This is a genomic window from Brevibacterium sanguinis (assembly GCF_039528855.1).
Taxonomy (GTDB): Bacteria; Actinomycetota; Actinomycetes; order Actinomycetales; family Brevibacteriaceae; genus Brevibacterium; species Brevibacterium sanguinis.
In genome coordinates, this window is the sequence record NZ_BAAAMB010000004.1 from 91055 (window position 1) to 114056 (window position 23002).

Sequence of the window (23002 nt, forward strand, 5' to 3'; positions counted from 1 at the left end):
TGGCGGGCGATGTGCGTTCGTGCCGGTTCCGTCGTGGCGGGCGATGTGCGCTTCTGCCGGTTCTTCAGTGAGGGGCGACGGGCGCTGAACCCTCAGGCGGCGGGAGACGTCGCCTTCCACGCGGCCACCTCGTCGCGGGCGAGCTGAGCAGCCTGCCCGACATAGGTCGCCGGGGTGAGCGCGGTGAGACGGGCCGTCTCCTCTGCGGGCAGACCGAGACCGGCGACGAACTCCTGGAGATCGGCCTGGTGGATGCGCTTGCCGCGGGTGAGCTCCTTGAGCTTCTCGTACGGGTTCTCCATGCCGGGCACGCCCTGGAGGCCGGCGGCGCGCATCACCGACTGGATCGCCTCGCCGAGCACCTCCCAGTTCGCATCGAGGTCTGCGGCCAGGGCGTCCTCGTTGATCGCGAGCTGACCGAGGCCCTTGACGAGGTTGTTCAGCGCGAGCACCGAATGGCCGTACGCGACGCCGATGTTGCGCTGCGAGGTCGAATCCGTGAGGTCACGCTGCATCCGCGAGGTGACGAGGGTCGCGGCGAGCGAATCGAGCAGTGCCGATGAGAGCTCGAGATTCGCCTCGGCGTTCTCGAAGCGGATCGGGTTGACCTTGTGCGGCATCGTCGACGAGCCGGTGGCGCCGGCGACGGGGATCTGCTTGAAGTAGTTCATCGAGATGTACGTCCACATGTCGGTCGCGAGGTTGTGCGCGATCCGGTTGAACCGGGAGACGTCGGCGAAGAGCTCGGCGTCCCAGTCGTGCGACTCGATCTGCGTGGTCAGCGGGTTGAACGTGAGGTCGAGGCTGCCCTCGACGAAGGTGCGGGCGATCTGCGGCCAGTCCGCACCGGGCACCGCGGCCAGGTGGGCGGAGTACGTGCCGGTGGCGCCGTTGATCTTGCCGAGGAAGTCCGTCGCGGCGATCCGCTCGTACTGGCGGCGCAGGCGGTGGACGAAGACGGCGAGCTCCTTGCCCATCGTCGTCGGGGTGGCCGGCTGGCCGTGCGTGTGGGCGAGCATCGGGACCTCGGCGAGGCTCTCGGCGGTCTCGGCGAGGGTGTCGATGAGGGCACGGGCGCGGGGGAGCCAGACCTCCTCGGTGGCGCCCTTGATGCCGAGCGCCCACGAGAGGTTGTTGATGTCCTCCGAGGTGCAGCAGAAGTGGACGAGTTCGCTCAGGTCCTCGGCGCCGATCGCCACTAGCGCGTCCTTGATTGTGTATTCGACGGCCTTGACGTCGTGCACGGTGACCGCCTCATGGGCGGCCAGTGTGGCGATCGTATCCGCGTCGAACCCCTCGGCCCACTTCCGCAGGGCCGTGACCTCCGCCTCGGTGAGGGTGCGCACGCCGGGAATCACGGAGTTCTGCGCGAGGTGGATGAACCATTCGACCTCGACCCGGATGCGGTTGCGGTTGAGGGCGGCCTCGGAGAGGTGATCGACGAGGTCAGCGGTGTCTTTGCGGTAACGGCCGTCGAGCGGTCCGAGGGCGATGGCGGGCGAGACTTCAGCGAGTGAAACGGTCGGCATGACCTCATTTTCTCACGGGCCCGGAGCCGTCCGCTCACGGGCACGGAACCGCTCACTCACGGGTCGGTGCCTGTGGACGGCGCGGGGACTCGCGTGCGTGGGGCCTGTGGACGCTCAGTCGCTGTCCACAGTGGCGACGCGGGGTCTTCAGCGGAAGCGCTCCGGTCTCCTAGGGTGCCGGCACAGGATCGGGCGTTGGGCTCGTGCAGGTCTTCTCGTGCAGGGGACGGGCATGGTGCTCGCGCCGCTGACAGGAGCGCGGCTCGCACTGGCCTCGCGCGACCAACGGGGACACGGCTCGTGCCGGGGAAGGGGATGGAGCGATGATCACCGACGAACTCGCGGCCAGCCGCGACGGGTGGCGGCAGCGGGCCAATGAGCTGCGTTCGCTCGCGACCGCGGCCCGGCAGATCGACGGGTGGGATTCGCCCGCCGGCCGGATGCTCGTCGACCGGCTCGGTTCGTGCGCCGAGGCGATCGCGGGCCTCGCCGACCGGGCCGACGATCTCGCCGAAGCGTACGACCTCCATCTGCAGGTCGTCTCCGTCGGCGGACGGATCCAATTGTGAGAGGGAGGGGATGATCGTGGCGGAGGCAGGCCACGGGCACGCCGCAGACGGGAGTGCCGAGGAACACCGCGCCGCCGAGCGGCTGCTCGCGTCCCGGCACGTGCTCAACCACGACCGGGCGGCGGCCAAGGACAGCGTGCTCGGCACCCGGTGGATCACCGTCGATCTCGAGCGGATCCGCCGGCTGCCCCACCGCCTGCGCTGTCTGTGGCCGAAGCAGCTGCTGCCCACCGGTGACCGTGCCGGCGCCACCGGATCTCGGGCGACCGCCTCGGCGGGAATGGTCGTCACCCCGACCGCGGCCGGCCTGCGCGAACATCCCACCGACGTCGTCCGACCCCGCGACCTCGACGTCCTCTCCGCCTGGCTCGCCGGCTTCGCGAGCGAACTCAACCTCACGCGGTTCCGGCTCGGCATCGCCGTCGGCGGCGCTGACGCCGCTCTCACCCTCGAGATCGCCGGCTGTGCCGACACCGCCCTGGCGATGCTCGCCCTGCGCGGCACGGACTTCTCCGACTTCGCCGGGTTCGAGTTCCTCCGCCGCCTCGACATCACCGATCTCGCCGTCGTCGGTGAGGAGCTCACCGACCTCATCACCGGTGACTGCGTCCTCACCCTCACGTATGCCGGGGTGCGGAACCGGTCCGGGATGGAGTTCCTCCACCGGCAGGGCGACTCCTGGCACCGTCCGCTCCTCGAGCGCGGCACGGCCGGAGTGACCGTGGCTGAGATGGAGGACGTCGGCGCCGAGGCGGTGCGGATGCTCATCGCGGCCACCCTCGCCGAGCTCTGCCGCACCGAGGAGGCGGCCCGATGATCGCGACGCGCACCCGCGGCGGCGGGCGGATGACGATCGACGACCGGGCCGAGCTCAGCGGCACCGACCTCGAACGGATCGTCCGGCGCATCGGCGATCTCAATGCCGCCGGTGCTGTCGCCGACTTCGACCTCGCCACCCTGCTCACCCAGGTGCCCTCGCCGCTGACCGCCCTCAACCTCGATCGCGCACGGCTCGTCTACCACCAGCAGCTCACCGTCGTCCTCCTCGAACTCGAGGCCACGACGCTCGCGATCCGGACGGCCGCGCTCGCCTACCGGGAGGCGGAGAAGGGGGTGAGCGAGGTCTTCGGCGGCCTCCTCGACGGGCTCGGCTACGTCACCGGCCGTGTCATCGCCATCAGCCTGCCCGTCGTCATCCCCGCGGCGGTCGTCGTCGGGATCCCCGTCTACGCCGCGGCCACGGTCCTCGACGCGGTCGGTGCCGACGACCTCGTCGAGCGACAGTTCGGGATCGACCTCGCGCAGACGACGGATCGGCTCAAGGAGGACCTCACCCGCCTCGTGTTCGAGAACTCGGACGCCACGGGCGCCGTCATCGAACACGTCCTGCCCGGCATGGTCGTCGGGTTCCTCGGTCTGCCGCCGCAGCTGCTCGCCGTCGACAGCGACACCACCCTGTGGCCCCACGACTCCGGATCGATGACCGCCTGGGTGCTCGCCGCGGCGAACCTCGTCGGCCTCCTCACCCCCTCCGAGGTCGAGGTGTGGAAGGCGGAGGGTCTCACCCCGGCCCATGCGCAGCCGCCGGCCGATGTCGCCGAGCTCTACAGCAGGGAGGCCGCGCAGCACCGCGGCGTCGACTCGGGACAGGTGCGCATCGAGGAGGTGAGGTCACCCGACGGCACGACCCGCTACATCGTCTACGTGCCGGCCACCACCGACTGGTCGCCGGAGCCGGGGGATAACACGACGGATCTGACGACGAACGTCGAGGGCATGGCCGGCAACGACACCGTGATGCGCGAAATGGTCCGGCAGGCGATCGCCGACGCCGGGATCGGCAGCGACGCCGAGGTCATGCTCGTCGGCTACTCCCAGGGCGGCATCACCGCCGGCTCCCTCGCCGCCGATCCGGCATTCCTCGCTGATGTCAACGTCACGGCACTCGTCACCGTCGGCGCCCCGATCTCCGACTTCGCCATCGACGAGAGCGTCGACGTGCTCGCCATCGAACACGAACAGGACCTCGTGCCCGACCTCGACGGGAACGAGGACCCCGCCCGGGACCGCTGGACGACGATCACCGTCGACTACGACCCCGACGAGCTGCGGAAGGCCCCGAACCTCGCCGACAAGTCCGACGCCGAACTCGACGAGATGTTCTCCTCGGCCGGCGCCGCGCATTCCTCTGCGGCGTACTCGGCCTCCCTGGCCCTCATGGTCGGTGCCGGACACCCGGCTCTGCGGCGCTTCACCACCCGCAACGCCGGGTTCTTCTCCGGAGACATCACGGAGACGAGGGACTACCAGGGCAAGCGGAAGCGGAGGTGAGAGGCACGGGATTGCCGACACCGTCTGACAGGCGACCCTTCGACATGCGACTCTTTCATGTGCGGTGGTCGGACTCCCAACCACCTCGGCGAAGATCGACAATTCCGCCTCCGGGCTTTGGCGACGCCCGCCAGGCCATCGGTGCCATCCGTAGGCTGACCACGACCGATGCATTTCGACGTCGATGCGGACCACCGGTTCGCAGCGGTGCCGACAGCACCCTGGCGGTGGCACGGGCACCCCTGATTCTGTATCGTAGGGGTACCTGTGAATCAGATCACGCGAGGGCGATTCCTTCCACCAGAGGCGTTGCCCGCAGCACACTGTCCGCCACCGGTCACCTCCGGTGCTGTATGGACCTTGAGAATAAGGAGAGCTGAAATGACCTCGAACATTTCAGTGGGATCCGGGACTGCCCACAGTCAGTCAGCGGAGCCTCGCATGATTCAGATGCTCACCGAGGACGGCAACCGCGTTGCCTCGGGCGAGTACGACGCCTTCGCCGCAGAGCTCACCGATGAGGATCTGCGCGGGTTCTACCGGGACATGGTCCTCGTCCGCCGCGTCGATGCGGAGGGCGCAGCCCTGCAGCGCCAGGGTCAGCTGGGACTGTGGGCCCCGATGTTCGGCCAGGAGGCCGCCCAGATCGGCATGGGCCGCGCCGCCCGCCCCCAGGACTTCGTCTTCCCCACCTACCGTGAGCACGGCCTCGCGTACACCCGCGGCGTCGAACCCGAAACGCTGCTCGGCATCTTCCGCGGCCAGAACCACGGCGGCTGGGACCCGCAGGAGCACCGCTTCCACACGTACACGATCGTCATCGGCTCGCAGACCCTCCACGCCGCCGGCTACGCCATGGGCGTGTCGATGGACGGCGACGTCGGCACCGGTGACCTCGAACGCGACACGGTCGCCATCGCGTGCTTCGGCGACGGTGCGACCTCGCAGGGCGACGTCTCGGAGGCGCTGACCTTCGCCGGCGCCTTCCACGCCCCCGTGCTCTTCTTCTGCCAGAACAACCAGTGGGCGATCTCCGAGCCGACGAACGTCCAGACCCCGGCCCCGCTCTACAAGCGCGGCGAGGGATTCGGCGTGCCCGGCATCCGCGTCGACGGCAACGACATCATCGCGATGTACGCCGTGGCCCGCGCGAGCCTCGACTCGGTGCGCTCCGGCAACGGCCCGATGCTCATCGAGGCCTACACGTACCGTCGCGGTGCGCACACCACCGCCGACGACCCGACGAAGTACCGCGACCGCGCCGAAGAGGAGATCTGGGCCGACCGCGACCCGATCACCCGTCTGCGCGCCTACCTCGAGAAGCACTCGGACACCGATGAGTCGTTCTTCGCCGAGGTCGACGCCGAGGCGGACACGCTCGCCGCGCGCATCCGCCACAACTGCATGACCATGGAAGACCCCGACGGTGTCGAGATGTTCGCTCACGTCACCTCCGAACCTCACCCCCTCGTCGATGAGGAACGTGCGGAGTACCTCGCGTACCAGTCCTCATTCGCCGATGCAGGTGAGGCCTGATGGAGAAACTTCCGCTTTCCAAGGCGATCACAGCCGGTCTGCGCAAGGCCATGGAGGACGACCCGAAGGTCGTCCTCATTGGTGAGGACATCGGCAAGCTCGGCGGCGTCTTCCGCGTCACCGAGGGCCTGCAGAAGGACTTCGGCCCGCAGCGCGTCATCGATGCGCCGCTCGCCGAATCCGGCATCGTCGGCACCTCGGTCGGCATGGCGATCCGCGGCTACCGGCCCGTCGTCGAGATCCAGTTCGACGCGTTCATCTTCCCCGCCTACGACCAGATCGTCACCCAGGTCGCCAAGCTCTACAACCGCACCCTGGGCAACGAGCGCATCCCGATGGTCATCCGCGTGCCCTACGGCGGCGGCATCGGCTCGCCCGAGCACCACTCGGAGAGCCCCGAGACCGTCTTCGCCCACCATGCGGGACTCAAGCTCATCAGCCCGTCGAATGCCAACGACGCGTACTGGATGATCCAGGAGGCGATCCGCAGCGACGACCCGGTGATGTTCTTCGAACCCAAGCGCCGGTACTGGCAGCGCGGGGACGTCGACACCTCGGCGAAGGACCTCGGCATGCACGACGCCCGCGTCGTGTCCGAGGGCACCGACGTCACGCTCGTGGCCTACGGGCCGCTCGTGCCCACCGCGGCCGATGTCGTCGCGGCCGCCGCCGAGGAGGGCAAGAGCGTCGAGCTCATCGACCTCCGCAGCCTCAACCCGATCGACTTCACGACGATCGAGAAGTCCGTCCAGAAGACAGGTCGCCTCGTCGTCGCCCACGAGGCACCGACGTTCCTCGGCCTCGGGTCGGAGATCGCCGCCCGCATCTCCGAGCGCTGCTTCTTCAACCTCGAAGCCCCGGTCATCCGCGTCGGCGGCTACCACACGCCGTACCCCGGCTCGCGGATGGAAGAGCACTACCTGCCCGATCTCGATCGCATCTTCGACGGTGTCGACCGGGCCCTGGCCTACTGACGAAAGGAAGCAAGAATGGCGTTCGAATTCCCTCTTCCCGACGTCGGCGAAGGCCTCACCGAGGCGGACATCGTGTCCTGGAAGGTGGCACCCGGCGACGAGGTGACGGTCAACCAGATCCTCGTCGAGATCGAGACCGCGAAGTCCCTCGTCGAACTCCCGAGCCCGCAGGCCGGGACCGTCGGCGCCCTCCTCGTCGAGGAGGGTCAGACCGTCGAGGTCGGGACCCCGATCATCCGCTTCGGAGGTGCCGATGATGCCGGCGCGGGCGCGGAGGCGATGAGCGCACCGCACGCCGAGGCGACCGCCCCGGCCTCTGACGGTGCTGTGACCAGCGACGACGAAGGCGGTGCCACCCTCGTCGGGTACGGCGCCAAGGCCGCCTCATCGAAGCGCCGTCCGCGCAAGGGCGGGGCGGTCGCCCCGTCGCAGTCGGGTGCCTCGGAGACCTCGGGCACGGCACAGTCTTCCGCTCCCGCCGCGCCTGCGCCCGCGCAGCCTGAAGCCGGGCCGGCCGCGTCCGATGGTGCGGCTGCGTCGGCCGAGACCGCCTCGGCGGGCAAGCCGCTGGCCAAGCCTCCGGTGCGCAAGCTCGCGAAGGACCTCGGCATCGACCTCGCATCGGTGACGCCGACCGGATCCCGCGGTGAGGTCACGCGCGCCGATGTCCAGGCCGCGGCCGACGGCACCGCGGCACCGGCTGTGACTGGGGCGACCGCGGCTGGGGCGACCGCCTCGGCGAGTGTCGACAACGACGCCCTCGAAGAGCGGATCCCGTTCAAGGGCGTCGTGAAGATGATGGCCAAGGCGATGGTCGACTCGGCGTTCACGATGCCGCACGTCACCGAATTCCTCGACGTCGACGTCACCGAGACGATGGCGTTCGTCCGTCGTCTCAAGGCGTCGAAGGTCCTCGGGGAGGATGTGCGCGTGTCCCCGCTGCTCATCGTCGCGAAGGCGGTGGCCTGGGCGGTTGCGCGGAACCCGCGGATCAACTCGACGCTCGAGGGCGATGACATCGTCGTCAAGAAGTACGTCAACCTCGGGATCGCTGCGGCCACGCCGCGCGGACTCATCGTGCCGAACATCAAGAACGCGCACACGATGGGCCTCACGCAGCTGGCGCAGGAGATGCAGGAGCTCACGGCCCTGGCTCGCTCGGGCAAGACTCCGCCTGCTGACCAGGCAGGAGGTACGATCACCATCACGAACGTCGGCGTCTTCGGCGTCGATGCCGGAACGCCGATCATCAACCCCGGCGAAGCCGCGATCCTCGCCTTTGGGCAGGTGCGGAAGAAGCCGTGGGTCGTCGACGACGAGATCGTGCCGCGTGAGATCACGACTCTGTCCGTGAGCGCCGACCACCGTGTCGTCGACGGCGAGATCATCTCGAAGTTCCTCGCCGACGTCGGCCGCGGCCTTGAGGATCCGAGCGTCCTCCTGGCCTGAGGGCGATGCTGGAGCCGCCTATCACCCCGCGCGCGAGGTGATGGGCGGCTTCGCTCGCCTGGTGGAGGCGGCCTCCGCCGACCACTACCCTCAGCTCCACAGACACCTCGTGGACGCGACGGATGTGGAGCTCAGCGGAGGGCGTGCGAAGCCACGGGTTGTGTTTGCCGCTCAGCGGAGGGCGAGCCGTTCCGGGTTGCCGGCTTCGCGGCAGGTGCGTCGCTGAATGCCGGGGGCTGATGATTCTGGCACCTGGGGGAGGCGGACTCTGCCGACCACTACCCTGAGCTCCACAGACCCCTCGTGGACGCGACGGTTGCGGAGCTCAGCGTAGTGCGCGCGAAGCCACGGGTAGTGTTTGCCGCTCAGCGGAGGGCGTGCGAAGCCACGGGTTGTCATTGCCGCGCAGCGTAGGACGTCTTGCTGCGGGTAGTCTGTGATGCTCCGCGTAGGGCGTGCCGTTCCACGAAGGACGTGGCCCTCTCCCCGGGCCGTGACGCTCCGCGGAGGGCGCGCCGCTGCGGGTTGTCCGTGCCGCTGTGCACGAGACGTGCCGTGGTGTCAGCTGTCGAGGTAGGCGCTGTTGTCCTCGGAGTACTCGCCGTTCTTGACGAGTCGCTTGGCGAGGCAGTGGTCGCGGTCGAGACCCCACGAACGGCACTTGTCGAGCGCCGGCTTCGCATCGCTGTAGCCGGTGTCGACGACCGTCACCCAGTAGTCGCCGGACTTGTAGGCACTCCAGTCGCCGCTGTAGATGAGGATCGACCCGGGATACTTCACCTGGTTCGCCTTGAACTCGTCGAGGATGTCCTGCGCCGACCACGTCTTGCCGTCGGCCTCGAGCCCGACCTTCTTCGCGCTCACCTGGGTCACCCACTGGCCTTCGAGGCCGGCGGCCGCCTCGGTGCCCGACTTCACGAAGCCGTCGAGCTCCTCCTCCGGGGTCCCGGTGGGCTGGACGAGTTCGTCCGAGGGCGTCGGCGCTGCCGAGGCCGATTCCTCGCCGCCGACGTCGACGGGCACTGTGCCGGATTCGGGGGCGAGCCAGCGCGCTCCGAAATAGCCGAGGAGCGCGAGAACCGCGAGGATCGCGGCGATGACGATGACGACCTTCGTAACCGATCCCTTGCGCGGGCCGGAGTCGGAGACGGCCTGGCCGATGCCCGAATTCGGACCCCCCGGGCCGTAGCCCCCGGAACTATAACCCCGGGGACCATAGCCGCCGGGACCATAACCACCAGGTCCGTATCCGGCCGCACCCGAACCGGCCGCACCCGAATCGCCCGCTCTCGAATCGCCCGCCCCGGAACCGCCGGGCCCGAAGGCCCCTGCCCCGCCTGAGTCAGAGCCGACACCGGCCCCCTGAGAGGGCGCACCCGAGTGCCGGGCATAGCCGGCTGCATGGCCGACCGAACGTGCACGGGCACCGCTGGCGGCGGCATTGACATGGTCCTGGAACGGCGAGCTGCCCGCGGGGGCGAAGACGTTGGCCCGACGAGTTCGCGATAGGGGAAGGTCACCGGTGTGACGTTCGATGTATTCGTAGTAGGTCGAACCGTCGAACTCGGCATCGGCTGAGTGGGCATCCGCTCCCTGCGACCCGGGCTGCGGGCTCCGGCCGGATCGATCGGACGAATCCCAGTCATCACTGGTCGCGGGACGGATGCGCGGCCTCGGTGGAACGTCGCTCATCTGTCCTCCAGAGTGCCAGATGTGGTGGCAATCATCTTCTTACCTTGGCACGAGTTCGGTGGGTCTTCAACACGGTCGCGGCGCTCTGGCATGCCCTTCCTCGCCGAGGCGGTCGGACCCTGAGAACGGCGCCGAGACGCCCGTCGCCGGCCCCCTGACAACGGCGAACACCCGTGCGACCACGGTGAAGCGCGCGGGATCCGCGCGAACTCGGGCGACGTGGGTGCGCAGCGGTCGCCACCATGCGGCAACGGTCGTTGATCCGATCTGCCCGCAGCCTCGGCGCGAGCCCCGCGAATCCGGGGAGCGTGTGAATTTGCTCTGAAGGCCGGATCGTCTCTAAACTGGATGTCTGTTGTGTCGTAACGGGCCCGTCCCCGACGGATCTGCTATGACCGACATGGTGCTCACCCACCGCTGCACTCCAGCTTCGGCCATCTCTCACAGGCTACGGCTTCAGCGCTGGTGAGACATCTCGCCCGAACGGGCAAGCCTGTTTCGGCGTACACAATTTCCATTGCGAACGCCGCGTGCTTGCGACTCGGACCCACCGGAACGTCCCTCGACGTCCCTGCCCGGGCCCGCGTGAGCACAGCAGCATCGCGAGAATTTGTTGATGTCTTCCGACATCGGCGCAAGCGAGCCAGAACCGTCGACCGGTTCAGCTCGGGCTTGTTTCGAGAGTCGGTAACTTGTGAACTGGAGGAGAGTCATGGCAGCAACCTGCCAAGTCACCGGGGCCGTTCCCGGTTTCGGACACAATGTGTCCCACTCGAAGCGCCGCACCAAGCGCCGCTTCAACCCGAACATTCAGACGAAGCGCTACTACGTTCCGTCGCTGCGTCGCAACGTCACCCTCAACGTGTCCGCCAAGGGCATCAAGGTCATCGACGTGCGCGGCATCGACTCCGTGGTCGCCGAACTCATTGCCAAGGGAGTGAAGCTCTGATGGCGAAGGCACAAGACGTTCGTCCGATCATCAAGCTCAAGTCGACCGCCGGCACCGGGTACACCTACGTGACCCGCAAGAACCGCCGCAACAACCCGGACCGCATCGTGCTCAAGAAGTACGATCCCGTCGTCCGCAAGCACGTCGATTTCCGAGAGGAGCGCTGAGCGCACATGGCCAAGAAGTCCAAGATCGCCCGCGACAAGCAGCGTCGCGTCATCGTCGAACGCTACGCAGAGCGCCGCGCGGCCCTCAAGCGTCAGCTCACCCACCCCGACAGCACCGACGAGCAGCGTGAAGAAGCACGCCTCGGCCTGCAGAAGCTTCCTCGCGATGCCTCGCCAGTGCGCGTGCGCAATCGTGACCAGGTTGACGGCCGCCCCCGCGGCTACCTGCGCAAGTTCGGACTCTCCCGTGTCCGCTTCCGCGAAATGGCACACGACGGCGAGTTGCCGGGCATCACGAAGTCCAGCTGGTAATCTCGAGGAAGTTCGTTATCGGAAAAACGGACCGGTAACCGACCGACTTGTCCTAAGGAGGACACTTTTATGGCTAAGAACCGCAGTGAGCTCGTTGCAGAAGTTGCCGAGAAGTCCGGCCTGACCCAGAAGCAGGTCTCGGATGTTCTCGACGGAGTCTTCGATGTCTTCTCCGACGTCGTCGACAAGGGCGAGAAGCTCACCATCCCGGGCTGGCTCTCCGTCGAGCGCACCGAGCGTGCCGCTCGCAAGGGCCGCAACCCGCAGACCGGTGAAGAGATCCAGATCAAGGCCGGCTACTCCGTCAAGCTGTCCGCTGGTTCGAAGCTCAAGGCTGCCGCCGGCGCCCCGAAGTGACCTTCGCGCTTCACGCGCACGAAGACCCGGATCGATCATCGGTCCGGGTCTTCTGCTGTCCGGGCTGAGGCATCCCTCGCCGAGGCGGGGCACCGAGTCCGTGAACCCCAAGTGCCGCTGAGCGCGGATTCCCAGGGAGATCTGCGCCACCTCGGCGGGTGCGAATTGGCAGGGGCGAACCCCGGGACGATATCCTTGAGGCTATGGATTCAGCGGCGGGCAGGCACCAGTGACCTCCAAGATCATTGCACCGCTCGTCGGTTTCACAACGCGGGCTGCCGTGCCCATCGTCGTGGTCGTCGGCCTCATCGTCGCATTCCTCGCGATGCTCTACACCGGCGCCGCCGAGGCGACGCTGCTCAACGACCCCGGCCGTGTCGTCCGCTTCGGGCTTCCCGCGGCCAAGTCCCTCTTCAACGTCGCGATGTCGGTGACCATCGGGTCCCTCCTCTTCGCCCTCCTCATCCTCCCGCGCACGCAGGGTCGCACGCGGCACAAGGGCGGGAAGAAGGCCGGCGAGGCCGACCAGCCGCCGCTCGACGCGCTCTGGGAGAAGTCCCTGAAGATCGCCGAGGTCGCCTCGGTGGCGTGGACCGTCTCCGCGGTCGCCGTCCTCATCTTCACCTTCATGGACACTGTCGGCGCCCAGGCCTACATCGACTTCTCCAACCAGCTCGGCGTCTTCGTCACGCAGATCGCCTTCGGTCAGCTGTGGACGCTCATCGTCGTCCTCATCGCCGTCGCCTCGACGCTGTGCTTCGGCTCCCGGTCCTACCTGGGCATCGCGTTCGCCGGGCTCATCTCCATCGGCGTGATGATCCCCATGGCGCTCATGGGCCACTCCGCGCAGGCCTCGGGCCACACCCAGGCCGTCAACAGCATCGGACTCCACCTCCTCGGCGTCACGATCTGGCTCGGCGGCCTCCTCGTCGTCGCCCTTCTCGGCGGTCGTCTCGCGAAGTCACCGCATCTGAGCACGATCATCAGCCGGTACTCGTCGTTCGCGCTCTTCGCGTTCGTCCTCGTCGCGTTCTCGGGCGTCGTCAACTCGCTCCTGCGCGTCCAGTCCGTCGGCGACCTCATGACCCCCTACGGGCAGGTCATCATCGGCAAGGTCATCGGCACGGTCCTCCTCGGCCTCATCGGCTTCTGGCACCGCCGCTACGTCATTGCCCGCCTCGGCACCGTCGCCTCGGTGACGGCGGAGTTCTGGCGCCTCATCATCGCCGAGTTCGTCATCTTCGGCGCGACCATGGGCCTGGCCGCCGCGCTCGCCCGGTCGCAGCCGCCCGTGCCCCAGGAGCCGGTCGGCAACCCCACGCCCTCGGAGATCCTCTCCGGGGAGCCGCTGCCCCCGGAGCCGACGTTCTCCCGCTACTTCACCGAATGGTCGGTCGACCCGCTGTGGCTCGTCATCGCCGTGGGCCTGGGCATCGCCTACGTCGCCGGGTTCATCCATCTCAAGCGCCGAGGTGACTCCTGGTCGGTCGCGCGCCTCGTCTGCTGGCTCGTCGGCATGGTGCTCCTCATCTACGTCACCTCCGGCGGCCCCGTCGTCTACGGCGAGGTGCAGTTCTCCGCGCACATGATCCAGCACATGCTGCTCGTCATGGTCGTGCCGATCCCCATGGTCCTCGGTGCGCCGATCACCATGCTCATGCGGGCGACGACCCCGCGCACCGACGGTTCCCGCGGCATCCGCGAATGGGTGCTCTGGCTCGTCCACACGCCGTTCCTGCGGTTCCTCGCGAACCCCGTCGTCGCGAGCGTCAACTTCGCCGGCTCCCTCGTCGTCTTCTACTACGCGGGTCTCATGCGCTACGCGCTCGAGTACCACCTCGGGCACGAGCTGATGATCTTCCACTTCCTCGGCGCCGGCTACCTCTTCGCGCAGTCGCTCATCGGCGTCGACCCCGGGGTCAAGCGGTTCCCGTACCCGCTGCGGCTGCTCACGCTGCTCATCACGATGGCCTTCCACGCGTTCTTCGGCATCTCCCTGCTCAGCTCCGAAGTCCTCATCGAGGGCAACTGGTTCGGCAACATGGGCACCGACTGGGGATACACCGCGATCGAGGATCAGCAGCGCGGCGGCGCGATCGCGTGGGGCATCGGCGAGCTGCCGACCCTGTTCCTCGCGATCATGGTCGCCTTCCAGTGGTCGAAGTCCTCGGATCGCGAAGCCAAACGGGTCGACCGGCGCGAGGCCCGGACGAACGACGCCGAGCTGCGCGCGTACAACGACATGCTCGCGACGATCGCCGAAAGCGACTCCCGCGCCGAACAGCGCCGCAGCTGACCCCGCCGGGTCACCGGTCCTCGTGACCGGATGACCTCGCCGGCAGTGCGCCTGCGCTGACGGGCGGGACGTCAAAGCGCGTCGGCACTCCGGCGCCGCAGCCGTCCCGGCGCCACCCTGACTCCGCTGACGGACGCGACGTCCGACCGCCTCGGCGAGGGCGCGTTCATCTGCACACGACGCACACCCGCTGTGCACGAATATGCACAGGAAATTCTCGTTTTCGCGCCTCTGCGCATCCCAATCGCCTGTGAAGTGGCGCACACTGAGAGGGAACCGCCATCACCGGCTCACGGTGAGGACGGTGCGCGCAGGCCCGTGAGAGCTCTCATCGCCGAGACCCTCGCCACGGCCGCCGCACCGGACACGGTGACAGGTCAGCACGATCAGCCCGCAGAGTCGCGGCGCGGATCGGAGAAATCGAGGAGAGTCATGAGTGCACAGAGCCCCACGGAGAGGAAGTCGGTGCGCGCGCAGCTGCGCAAGGTCGTCGCCGCGTCGATGGCCGGCACGGTCGTCGAATGGTACGAGTTCTTCCTCTACGGGTCAGCGGCGACGCTGGTGTTCAACCACATCCTGTTCCCGCCGTCGGACAATCCGCTCACGCCGATCCTGCTCGGCTTCGCGACCTACGCCGTCGGCTTCATCGCCCGTCCCATCGGCGGCATCGTCTTCGGCCACTACGGTGACAAGTTCGGACGCAAGAAGCTCCTGCAGCTCTCGATCATCCTCGTCGGCGCCGCGACGTTCCTCATGGGCTGCCTGCCGACGTTCGGGCAGATCGGCTACCTCGCGCCGATCCTCCTCGTCCTCCTGCGCATCGTCCAGGGCTTCGCGGTCGGCGGCGAATGGGGCGGTGCGGTGCTCCTCGTCGCCGAGCACTCCCCGGACAAGGAGCGCGGCTTCTGGTCGTCGTGGCCGCAGTCGGGCGTGCCCCTGGGCAACCTGCTCGCCACCGGCGTCCTCTTCGTCCTCACCGCGACCCTGAGCGAAGAGGCCTTCCTCTCCTGGGGCTGGCGCATCGCGTTCTGGCTCTCGGCGGTCATCGTCCTCATCGGCTACTACATCCGCACCCGGGTCTCCGATGCCCCGATCTTCGAGAAGATCCAGGCCGAGGAGATCGAGGAGGGCGTCGACTACGGCGTCAAGGCCGTCTTCAAGCGCTACCCGCGTGAGGTCTTCACCGCGATGGGTCTGCGGCTGGTGGAGAACATCCACTACTACCTCGTCGTCACCTTCTCGATCACCTACCTCGCCGTCGTCGCCCAGATCGAGGCGAGCGAGATCCTCGGCCTCCTCCTCGGCGCGCATGCGATCCACGCGCTGCTCGTGCCGATGATCGGCGCCCTCGGCGACCGGATCGGCCGCAAACCGCCGTACGCGATCGGCATCATCCTCACCGCGTCGTGGGGCTTCTTCGCCTTCCCGATGTACGACACCGGCAACCCCGGGCTCATCTTCCTCGCCCTGCTGCTCGGCCTCATCTTCCACGGGTTCATGTACGCCGGCCAGCCGGCGATCATGGCCGAGATGTTCCCGACCCGGATGCGCAACTCCGGCGTCTCGACCGGGTACCAGGTCACGGCGATCGTCGCGGGCTCCTTCGCGCCGATCATCGCGACCGCGCTCCTCGATGAGTTCCACTCCTCGGTCCCGATCGCGATCTACCTCGCGGTGGCGGCGCTCATCTCGCTCGTCGCGCTGATCTTCACGCGCGAGACGAAGGGCATCGACCTCCACTCGCTCGACCACGCCGACAAGGTCCGCCGCGGAGTCGTCGCCGGCTGAGCGGGCAGACGTCGCCAGCGGCTGTGGTCGTCCTCCCCTCGCCGAGGCGGGGCGACGACCACGGCCGGGCACGGCTCCGTGCGGGGCCGGGAGGCGCAGCCGACAGCACCCCCGATCGAGGAAAGAGGATGAGGAATGACTGTTGATCTCACCGGCAAGCGGGCGCTCGTCACGGGCGGCGCCTCCGGTCTCGGCAAGGCGATGTGCGAGGCGTTCGCCGCCGCCGGAGCGGCGGTCACCGTCGCCGACGTCGATGCCGATGCAGCCGGCGCCGTCGCCGAGTCCATCGGCGGGCAGGCCTGGGTGGTCAACCTCGCCGACACCTCGGCGCTCGAGGGGATCGACATCGACGTCGACATCCTCGTCAACAACGCCGGCATCCAGCGCATCCACCCGATCACGGAGTTCCCGCTCGAGGAGTGGCGGCTCATCATGACGCTCATGCTCGAGGCGCCGTTCGTGCTGACGAAGGCCGCGCTGCCGGCGATGTACGCCCGCGGGTGGGGACGGGTCATCAACCTCTCGTCCGTCCACGGGCTGCGCGCCTCGGCGAACAAGTCCGCATACGTCGCCGCCAAGCACGGGCTCATGGGGCTGACGAAGACGACGGCGCTCGAAGCCGGCCCGCACGGCGTGACGTGCAATGCGATCAATCCCGGCTACGTCCTCACGCCGCTGGTCAAGGGGCAGATCGCCGAGCAGGCGCGGACGAACGGGATCAGCGAGGACGAGGTGCTCGAGAAGGTGTTCCTCGGCCACGCGGCGGTCCCGAGGCTCGCCGAGCCCGAGGACATCGCCGCCCTCGCCCTCTTCCTCGCCAGCGATGCGGCCGGCGTCGTCACCGGGGCCGCCCACAGCGTCGACGGCGGGTGGACTGCCGCCTGAGAGCAACCGCGCTGCTCAGAGCACCTCGAGGACCGCGCGCACGCCGGCGCTGCGCAGCGCCTCATGGCGCACCGACGCCCAATAGGACACGCGTTTGGAGAAGAGCTCGGGGAGCACCTGGACGAGTCGGCTGTTCCCGCGCGCCGTGAAGTCCGGGAGGATCCCGATGCCGACCCCGCCGGCGGTGGCGAGCACATGCGCCTGCACCGAGGTGGAGCGGAAGAACCCCTTGCCCGCGGGCAGCTCCGCGGCCGCCTCGTCGAGGTCGTCGACCTGCAGGGAGTTCTCGATGTAGTAGACGATGCGGTGGTCGGCGAGGTCGTCGAGCGTGCGCGGCTGCGGATGCGTGCGCAGATACTCCTGCGAGGCGTAGAGCTGGAGACGATAGTCGCGGATCCGCTTGGCGGCGCTGCGCGGGGCGTCCGGCCGGCCGACGACGACTTCGATGTCGACGCCCGACCGGTACTGCCGGGCGCGCTGCGTGGCGGTGATGAGCTCGATCTGCAGACCGGGGTGGCGCAGCTGCAGGGATGTCAGCGCCGGGACCGCGAACTCGAGGGCGAACGCCTGCGGGCAGGCGAGGCGGATGGTCCCCGACAGCGCGGCGGTCTCGTGGGCGTCGATGCGGCCGAGCGCTGCCTCGATGTCCTCAGCGATCGGCAGCAGCTGCCGGCCCGCGGTGCTCAGCTCCCAGCCGTCGGGCGAGGCGACGAGGACGCGCTGGCCGTACGCCTTCTCGAGAGCGGCGATCCGCCGGGACACGGTCGTGTGGTTGAGCCCGAGACTGTGCGCGGCCGCCGTGAACTTCCCCAGCCGCGCGACGGCGAGCAGGGTGAGCAGATCCTCCGGTGAGATCTGCCTGCCGGAACCGGTGGGTGCGTGAGCGGCCATAGTCTCCTCATTCTATCTGCGTGCGCGCACATTGCGGGTGCGGAAGAGGTGCCTTCCCGGGCTGATCCCCGCGCCCGCTGCTGGCGTAATGTGAAGGGGAACACATGAACAGTTGATGCGAGGAGGCATGCGATGTCGACGATTGGATGGATCGGCCTGGGGAACATGGGTCGACCGATGACGGCGAACCTGGTCAAGGCCGGACACACGGTCAAGGGCTTCGATGTGGTGCCGGACGCCGTGACCGCGGCCGCGGCCGACGGGGTCACCCCGGTGAGATCCATCGCCGAGGCGGTCGCCGGTGCCGACATCGTCTTCACGATGCTGCCGAAGGGCGAGCATGCCCGCGCCGTCTACCTCGGTGACGACGGAGTGCTCGCGAATGCGGACACGAGCACCCTCCTCGTCGACTCCTCGACGATCGACTTCGATTCCGCGCGTGAGCTGCACAAGGACGCCGCCGAGGCGGGCTTCCGATTCATCGACGGTCCCGTCTCCGGTGGGGTCACCGGCGCCCAGGCCGGAACCCTGACGTTCATGCTCGGCGGCGACGACGCCGATGTCGAGACGGCGCGGCCCTTCATCGAGCCGATGGCCGGCAACATCTTCCATGCCGGCGGTGAAGCCGCAGGTCAGGCGGCGAAGATCGTCAACAACATGATGCTCGCCATCAGCCTCGAGGGCGTCGTCGAAGGCGCCGTCCTCGCGCAGCGCTTCGGCCTCGATCCGAAGGCGTTCTACGACATCGCGAAGGTCTCCTCGGGCGATTCGTGGCCGCTGCGCACGTGGTATCCGGTGCCCGGCGTGACGGAGACCGCGGCGTCGAACAACGACTTCAAGCCCGGCTTCGCGACCGCGCTCATGCACAAGGACGTCGGTCTCGCGCTCGCCGGCGCCGAGTCCCAGGGCGTCGACCTCCCGGCGGCCTCCCTCGTCTACGCCCAGCTGCAGAAGCTCGTCGACGAAGGCCTCGAGGGACTCGACACGACGGCGATCATCAAGAACATCGACCCCGCGGCTTCCGGCCTGCCGACGAAGCCCTGAGCGACCAGCGCGCTGCCTGAGGTGGTCCACACGCACCCGCGTTGCGGGATTGCGCGCCGCCTCCATGGCGGACACCCTGACTGTGCGCCGGGTTGATGGCGATTTCCGCGCTGAGATCGCCATGAACCTGGCGCACAATCGCACTCGATGCTCCGCGCAATCCGGGTCGCACGATGAGCACCTGGGCGGCGCAGGCCCGCGACCACCGTCGAGCGCCCGTGCAATGGTGCCGACAGACTGGACGGCCGCGGCTCGGCTGCGCTCGTGCGAGACTGGGAGCATGAGTTCGACCGACACCCTGACCGCAGACGAATCCGCCGACATCCGCGCCCGCCTCGACGAGGTAGCCGAGCGCACCGCAGCCGCCGCGCAGGCCTCCGGGCGCGACGCCGACGCCGTGCAGATCCTGCTCGCGACCAAGACCCAGCCGGCGGAGAAGATCCGGGTCGCGCTCGAACACGGCTTCGGTCTCATCGGGGAGAACAAGGTTCAGGAGCTCGTCGCGAAGGCCGACGACCTCGCCGACCTGCCCCATGAGTCCCACCTCATCGGTCCGCTGCAGAAGAACAAGGTCAACCACACCCTCCGGCACGCGCAGTGCATCCAGTCGATCGACTCCCTCGATCTTGCGACGAAGATCGACAACCGCCTCGGCGTCATCGATGGGACGGTCGATGTCTTCGTCCAGGTCAACACGTCTCGTGAGGACTCGAAGTCGGGTGTCGCGCCGGAGGACGCCGAGGCGCTGGTGACTGCCGTGCGCGCGCTGCAGCGCCTCCGCCTGCGGGGTCTCATGACGATCGGACTGCCGGGTCAGACGCCGGAGGAGATCCGCCCGAGCTACTCAGACCTCCGCGAACTCAGCGCTCGCCTCATCGACTCCGGTGCCCTGCCGGAGACTGCGACCGAACTGTCGATGGGCATGAGCAACGACTTCGACCTCGCGATCGCCGAGGGCGCGACGATGGTCCGCATCGGCTCGAGCGTCTTCGGTGCCCGCCCGGCCGCGTAGGCTGGCCCACCGCGTGAACTGCCCGCCCGCGCCGGCAGTCGACCACGCGCCGGCAGTCGACCGATCGACGCGGTCACTGTGTCCCACGATGACAGCCGCCCTGCCGCCTCGGCGAGGGATCTGAGACCATGGACGCATGAACTCCAGCCCGCAGAGCTCCGCGGCCACCGCCGCGGACGACGCCACCGCCGAGGCCACCGCCCCGTCCCGCCCGCGCGAACCCAAGGTGCGCGCTCCCGAACTCCTCGGCCGCCGCTGGATGAACTCCGGTGACAAGGACCTCAGCCTCGCCGACCTGCGCGGCAAGGTCGTCCTCCTCGACTTCTGGACGTTCTGCTGCATCAACTGCCTCCACGTCCTCGACGAGCTGCGCCCGCTCGAGGAGAAGTACAAGGGCGAGCTCGTCATCATCGGCGTCCACTCGCCGAAGTTCGAGTTCGAGCGCACCGTTGAGGCCGTCGACCAGGCCGTCGAGCGCTACCAGGTCGAACACCTCGTCCTCGACGACCCCGACCTCATCACCTGGCAGGCCTACACGGCCCGCGCGTGGCCGACGCTCGCCGTCATCGACCCCGAGGGCTACCTCGTCGCCACCCTCTCCGGGGAAGGGCACGCCGCCGGCCTCGGCGAGATCATCGAGGGCCTCATCGCCGAGCACTCCGCGAAGGGCACCCTCCACTCCGGCGACGGCCCGTACGTGCCCCCGCCGGCACCGGAGACCGAGCTCTTCTACCCGGGCAAGGTCACGGTCCTGCCGTCGGGCAACCTCCTCGTCGCCGACTCCGGCCACCACAGCCTCGTCGAATACGCCCCCGACGGCCACACCATCGTCCGCCGCATCGGCACGGGAGACCGCGGACTCACCGACGGCGACCTCGCAACCGCCGAGTTCAGCGAGCCCGGCGGCATCACCGTCCTCCCCGACGACATCGCCTCCCAGGTCGGCTACCAGCTCGTCGTCGCCGACACCGTCAATCACGTCCTGCGCGGCATCGACCTCGAGGCCGGCACCGTGACGACGATCGCCGGCACCGGCGAGCAGCACATGGTCGGCGCGATCGACAACGTCCGCGGCACGCACGGGGCGCTCGGGCGCTACGACGGGCCCGCGCTCGACGTCAAGCTGTCCTCGCCGTGGGACGTCCTCTTCGTCCCCTCCACCGCCGAGGTGGTCGTGGCGATGGCCGGCAACCACACGATCTGGGCGTTCGACCCGGTCAGCGGCCGCATCCGCCTGCTCTCGGGCACGATGAACGAGGGTCTCGTCGACGGCGACGCCGAGACCGCCTGGTTCGCGCAGTCCTCGGGCCTCGACCTCCACCCCGACGGCGACGTCATCGTCGCCGACTCGGAGACCTCGGCGATCCGCCGCCTCGACCCGGCCACCGGCGAGGCGAGCACGATCGTCGGCGTCGGTCTCTTCGACTTCGGGTTCCGCGACGGGCCCGCCCCCGAGGCGCGGCTGCAGCATCCGCTGGGCGTGCGCACCCTGCCCGACGGGTCGCTCGCGATCGCCGATACGTACAACGGCGCGATCCGCCGCTACGACTTCGCGACGAACGAGGTGACGACGCTCGCCCGCGGGCTGCGGGAGCCCTCGGACATCCTCGTCGTCCCGGCGACCGGCGGGCATGCCGGCGACGCCGAGGCGGACTCGGCCATCACCGGCGACGCCGCTGCCGGCGACGCCGAACTCCTCGTCGTCGAATCGGCGAACCACACGCTCACCCGCGTCACCCTGCCCAAGGACGCCCAGCGCGTCGATGAGGGAGCGCAGACGAGCAAGCGGCCCTCGACCGAACTCGCCTCCGGTCCCGTGGCGATCAGCGTGAGCTTCACTGTCCCTGCTGGTCAGAAGCTCGACGACCGCTGGGGCGACCCGACGTACCTCCAGGTGTCGTCGACGCCGCCCGAGCTCATCGTCTCCGGCGGTGGGGGAGCGGAGGGGCTGAGCCGCGACATCGTCATCGATCCTGAGTTCACCTCGGGCGTCCTCCACGTCACCGCGCGAGCGGCCGCGTGCGACGGCGAACCCGGCGGGGAGATCCCGCTCCACGCCGCCTGCCACCTCTACCAGCAGGACTGGGGCATCCCCATCGAGCTGAGCGAGGCGGCTCCGGCCGTCCTCGACCTCGACCTGCGCGGAGCCTGACGAGGTCATTCAACCGAGGAATCTCGCGCCGTTCGTCGCGATTCACTCGGTTCTGTGTCCACACACGCGCCTGGATGCGCCGACGAGCCGGTCAGCCGCGCCGTCCTCACATGATCGAGACTTCGCCGAGGCGGCGCGGTTCGACGCGGACCTGCGAGGCCCGGACGACGACGGAGCCGCCGAAGACGAAGGACAGGGTCTCATCGAGGTCGTACTCGGACGCGGTGACGATGTCGCGGTAGCGGCCCTGGATCCGCACCTCGGCTGTGGCCGGAGTGAGTTCGAGGTCGCCGCCGGAGGCCGTGAGACTGACCTTCGGCTCGCGCACGATCGACCACGTGACGTCGCCGAGGATCTCGTTGTCCGTCTCATACCCGAACACGCAGCCCGTGGGCATGAGCGTCGTCGCCTTCACGCAGCCGGCGAGATAGTCGCTGACCTGCTGCGCCACGGACTCCTCGAGCTTCGCGGTCGGCTGCGGGGAGAGGGAGACCTGCGCGGTGTCGCCGGGGGCGGTCACCTCGGCGCGCTCCGACTTCGACGTCAGGTACGTCGCGTCGAAGCCGACGAGGTAGGTGGCCGGGAAGAGCACGGGCACGGTGCCGGCGGAGACGCTGTAGCCGTTGACCGTCGCCGTCGATGAGCCCGAGACATCGAGGTCGAGTGTGGGCCACGCCTCCTGCTCGATCGCCCACCGATCGAAGAGGCCCGCGGCCGCCGGCAGCTTGACGAGGGTGAGGTCGACCGACCGCGTCTGCGAGGACAGCACGTAGCTGAGCTTGACCGTCGCCCGGTCGCCGTCGGTCGAGATCGTCTCCGCACTCGCCTCGCGGGGCAGGTCGGGGGCCGCGGCGAGGACGTCGCCGTTGAGCGCGAGCGTCGACTCCGGAGTGGGAGAGGAGAGGTAGGAGAAGGCGCGTTCGGCATTGCCCTGCTCGATCGCGCGCATGTACGCCTCGACCGTGCGCGCGGGCGTGTAGAACGCGAGATTGAGCAGCGGCACCGAGGCGACGGTGAGGACGATGACGACGAGCGCCGAGATGAGGAGTGTCCGCGGTGTGCGCATGGC

At 68.6% G+C, this 23002-nt stretch carries 20 protein-coding genes; 16 read left to right on the forward strand and 4 right to left on the reverse strand.

What is annotated here, in order from left to right; all coding sequences use genetic code 11:
• Positions 1-92 precede the first annotated feature (92 nt).
• Positions 93-1529, reverse strand: a complete 1437-nt coding sequence (gene purB, locus ABD154_RS04505; RefSeq protein WP_344250346.1) for an adenylosuccinate lyase — start codon at positions 1527-1529, stop codon at positions 93-95.
• 323 nt (positions 1530-1852) lie between these two features.
• Between purB and ABD154_RS04510 the strand changes: the two genes are divergently transcribed.
• The 6 genes from ABD154_RS04510 (at position 1853) to ABD154_RS04535 (ending at position 8388) form a co-directional block, all read left to right on the forward strand.
• On the forward strand, positions 1853-2098 hold the full coding sequence (locus ABD154_RS04510) for a hypothetical protein (protein WP_137824949.1): 246 nt from the start codon (positions 1853-1855) through the stop codon (positions 2096-2098).
• A gap of 10 nt (positions 2099-2108) precedes the next feature.
• Positions 2109-2915, forward strand: coding sequence for a hypothetical protein (locus tag ABD154_RS04515; RefSeq protein ID WP_344250349.1), 807 nt, complete (start codon positions 2109-2111; stop codon positions 2913-2915).
• Positions 2912-4429: a hypothetical protein gene (locus ABD154_RS04520; RefSeq protein WP_344250351.1), complete on the forward strand. Its 1518-nt coding sequence runs from the start codon at positions 2912-2914 to the stop codon at positions 4427-4429. The genes ABD154_RS04515 and ABD154_RS04520 overlap by 4 nt, the downstream gene beginning before the upstream one ends.
• Positions 4430-4870: 441 nt before the next feature.
• On the forward strand, positions 4871-5965 hold the full coding sequence (pdhA, locus tag ABD154_RS04525) for a pyruvate dehydrogenase (acetyl-transferring) E1 component subunit alpha (RefSeq protein WP_249356690.1): 1095 nt from the start codon (positions 4871-4873) through the stop codon (positions 5963-5965).
• Positions 5965-6939 carry an alpha-ketoacid dehydrogenase subunit beta gene (locus tag ABD154_RS04530; RefSeq protein ID WP_140954883.1) on the forward strand — a complete coding sequence of 325 codons (975 nt, stop codon included), beginning with the start codon at positions 5965-5967 and terminating at the stop codon, positions 6937-6939. Before pdhA ends, ABD154_RS04530 begins: the two co-directional genes overlap by 1 nt.
• Before the next feature lie 15 nt (positions 6940-6954).
• The gene (locus ABD154_RS04535; protein ID WP_344250358.1) at positions 6955-8388 is read left to right on the forward strand and encodes a dihydrolipoamide acetyltransferase family protein; all 1434 of its coding nucleotides are present in this window, start codon (positions 6955-6957) and stop codon (positions 8386-8388) included.
• A 561-nt stretch (positions 8389-8949) separates the two neighbouring features.
• On the opposite strand, the gene ABD154_RS04540 is transcribed toward ABD154_RS04535, so the two are convergent.
• Complete coding sequence (locus tag ABD154_RS04540; RefSeq protein ID WP_344250360.1) at positions 8950-10080, reverse strand: protein kinase; 1131 nt, start codon at positions 10078-10080, stop codon at positions 8950-8952.
• 712 nt (positions 10081-10792) lie between these two features.
• Here ABD154_RS04540 and rpmB point away from each other — a divergent pair.
• From rpmB to ABD154_RS04575, 7 genes are all read left to right on the forward strand, one after another.
• Positions 10793-11029: a 50S ribosomal protein L28 gene (rpmB, locus tag ABD154_RS04545; protein ID WP_137824956.1), complete on the forward strand. Its 237-nt coding sequence runs from the start codon at positions 10793-10795 to the stop codon at positions 11027-11029.
• Positions 11029-11196 carry a 50S ribosomal protein L33 gene (gene rpmG, locus ABD154_RS04550; RefSeq protein WP_035756283.1) on the forward strand — a complete coding sequence of 56 codons (168 nt, stop codon included), beginning with the start codon at positions 11029-11031 and terminating at the stop codon, positions 11194-11196. The genes rpmB and rpmG overlap by 1 nt, the downstream gene beginning before the upstream one ends.
• A gap of 6 nt (positions 11197-11202) precedes the next feature.
• Positions 11203-11508 carry a 30S ribosomal protein S14 gene (gene rpsN / locus ABD154_RS04555; RefSeq protein WP_009376593.1) on the forward strand — a complete coding sequence of 102 codons (306 nt, stop codon included), beginning with the start codon at positions 11203-11205 and terminating at the stop codon, positions 11506-11508.
• A 69-nt stretch (positions 11509-11577) separates the two neighbouring features.
• Positions 11578-11865, forward strand: a complete 288-nt coding sequence (locus tag ABD154_RS04560; protein ID WP_137824957.1) for an HU family DNA-binding protein — start codon at positions 11578-11580, stop codon at positions 11863-11865.
• A gap of 280 nt (positions 11866-12145) precedes the next feature.
• A complete protein-coding gene (locus ABD154_RS04565; RefSeq protein WP_344250366.1) occupies positions 12146-14161 on the forward strand; it encodes a bifunctional copper resistance protein CopD/cytochrome c oxidase assembly protein in 2016 nt (671 codons plus the stop codon).
• A gap of 432 nt (positions 14162-14593) precedes the next feature.
• The gene (locus tag ABD154_RS04570; protein WP_269780026.1) at positions 14594-15949 is read left to right on the forward strand and encodes an MFS transporter; all 1356 of its coding nucleotides are present in this window, start codon (positions 14594-14596) and stop codon (positions 15947-15949) included.
• Positions 15950-16084: 135 nt separating this feature from the next.
• Positions 16085-16834, forward strand: a complete 750-nt coding sequence (locus tag ABD154_RS04575) for a 3-hydroxybutyrate dehydrogenase (RefSeq protein WP_198499946.1) — start codon at positions 16085-16087, stop codon at positions 16832-16834.
• Between the two features lie 15 nt (positions 16835-16849).
• Here ABD154_RS04575 and ABD154_RS04580 read toward each other — a convergent pair whose 3' ends face one another.
• On the reverse strand, positions 16850-17725 hold the full coding sequence (locus ABD154_RS04580; RefSeq protein ID WP_140954877.1) for a LysR family transcriptional regulator: 876 nt from the start codon (positions 17723-17725) through the stop codon (positions 16850-16852).
• Positions 17726-17857: 132 nt separating this feature from the next.
• On the opposite strand from ABD154_RS04580, the gene mmsB reads away from it, so the two are divergent.
• The 3 genes from mmsB to ABD154_RS04595 all read left to right on the forward strand — a co-directional run bounded on the left by mmsB (position 17858) and on the right by ABD154_RS04595 (position 21933).
• Positions 17858-18769, forward strand: coding sequence for a 3-hydroxyisobutyrate dehydrogenase (gene mmsB / locus ABD154_RS04585; protein WP_344250369.1), 912 nt, complete (start codon positions 17858-17860; stop codon positions 18767-18769).
• A 280-nt stretch (positions 18770-19049) separates the two neighbouring features.
• Positions 19050-19781, forward strand: a complete 732-nt coding sequence (locus ABD154_RS04590) for a YggS family pyridoxal phosphate-dependent enzyme (RefSeq protein WP_344250371.1) — start codon at positions 19050-19052, stop codon at positions 19779-19781.
• Positions 19782-19917: 136 nt separating this feature from the next.
• Positions 19918-21933, forward strand: a complete 2016-nt coding sequence (locus ABD154_RS04595) for an NHL domain-containing thioredoxin family protein (protein WP_344250373.1) — start codon at positions 19918-19920, stop codon at positions 21931-21933.
• Positions 21934-22039: 106 nt separating this feature from the next.
• Here the strand turns inward: ABD154_RS04595 and ABD154_RS04600 are convergent, their stop codons facing one another.
• Entirely contained in the window at positions 22040-22999 is a 960-nt protein-coding gene (locus tag ABD154_RS04600; protein ID WP_211978598.1) for a hypothetical protein, read from the reverse strand.
• Between the last annotated feature and the right edge of the window lie 3 nt (positions 23000-23002).

Excerpts from the sequence above, each read along its gene's own strand:
- rpmG (WP_035756283.1), top strand. The coding sequence starts at position 11,029 with ATGGCGAAGGCACAAGACGTTCGTCCGATCATCAAGCTCAAGTCGACC.
- rpsN (WP_009376593.1), top strand. The coding sequence starts at position 11,203 with ATGGCCAAGAAGTCCAAGATCGCCCGCGACAAGCAGCGTCGCGTCATC.
- ABD154_RS04530 (WP_140954883.1), top strand. The coding sequence starts at position 5,965 with ATGGAGAAACTTCCGCTTTCCAAGGCGATCACAGCCGGTCTGCGCAAG.
- ABD154_RS04515 (WP_344250349.1), top strand. The coding sequence starts at position 2,109 with ATGATCGTGGCGGAGGCAGGCCACGGGCACGCCGCAGACGGGAGTGCC.
- mmsB (WP_344250369.1), top strand. The coding sequence starts at position 17,858 with ATGTCGACGATTGGATGGATCGGCCTGGGGAACATGGGTCGACCGATG.
- ABD154_RS04560 (WP_137824957.1), top strand. The coding sequence starts at position 11,578 with ATGGCTAAGAACCGCAGTGAGCTCGTTGCAGAAGTTGCCGAGAAGTCC.
- ABD154_RS04580 (WP_140954877.1), bottom strand. The coding sequence starts at position 17,725 with ATGGCCGCTCACGCACCCACCGGTTCCGGCAGGCAGATCTCACCGGAG.
- rpmB (WP_137824956.1), top strand. The coding sequence starts at position 10,793 with ATGGCAGCAACCTGCCAAGTCACCGGGGCCGTTCCCGGTTTCGGACAC.
- ABD154_RS04575 (WP_198499946.1), top strand. The coding sequence starts at position 16,085 with ATGACTGTTGATCTCACCGGCAAGCGGGCGCTCGTCACGGGCGGCGCC.
- ABD154_RS04520 (WP_344250351.1), top strand. The coding sequence starts at position 2,912 with ATGATCGCGACGCGCACCCGCGGCGGCGGGCGGATGACGATCGACGAC.
- ABD154_RS04540 (WP_344250360.1), bottom strand. The coding sequence starts at position 10,080 with ATGAGCGACGTTCCACCGAGGCCGCGCATCCGTCCCGCGACCAGTGAT.
- ABD154_RS04590 (WP_344250371.1), top strand. The coding sequence starts at position 19,050 with ATGAGTTCGACCGACACCCTGACCGCAGACGAATCCGCCGACATCCGC.
- ABD154_RS04510 (WP_137824949.1), top strand. The coding sequence starts at position 1,853 with ATGATCACCGACGAACTCGCGGCCAGCCGCGACGGGTGGCGGCAGCGG.
- purB (WP_344250346.1), bottom strand. The coding sequence starts at position 1,529 with ATGCCGACCGTTTCACTCGCTGAAGTCTCGCCCGCCATCGCCCTCGGA.
- ABD154_RS04595 (WP_344250373.1), top strand. The coding sequence starts at position 19,918 with ATGAACTCCAGCCCGCAGAGCTCCGCGGCCACCGCCGCGGACGACGCC.
- pdhA (WP_249356690.1), top strand. The coding sequence starts at position 4,871 with ATGATTCAGATGCTCACCGAGGACGGCAACCGCGTTGCCTCGGGCGAG.
- ABD154_RS04535 (WP_344250358.1), top strand. The coding sequence starts at position 6,955 with ATGGCGTTCGAATTCCCTCTTCCCGACGTCGGCGAAGGCCTCACCGAG.
- ABD154_RS04600 (WP_211978598.1), bottom strand. The coding sequence starts at position 22,999 with ATGCGCACACCGCGGACACTCCTCATCTCGGCGCTCGTCGTCATCGTC.
- ABD154_RS04570 (WP_269780026.1), top strand. The coding sequence starts at position 14,594 with ATGAGTGCACAGAGCCCCACGGAGAGGAAGTCGGTGCGCGCGCAGCTG.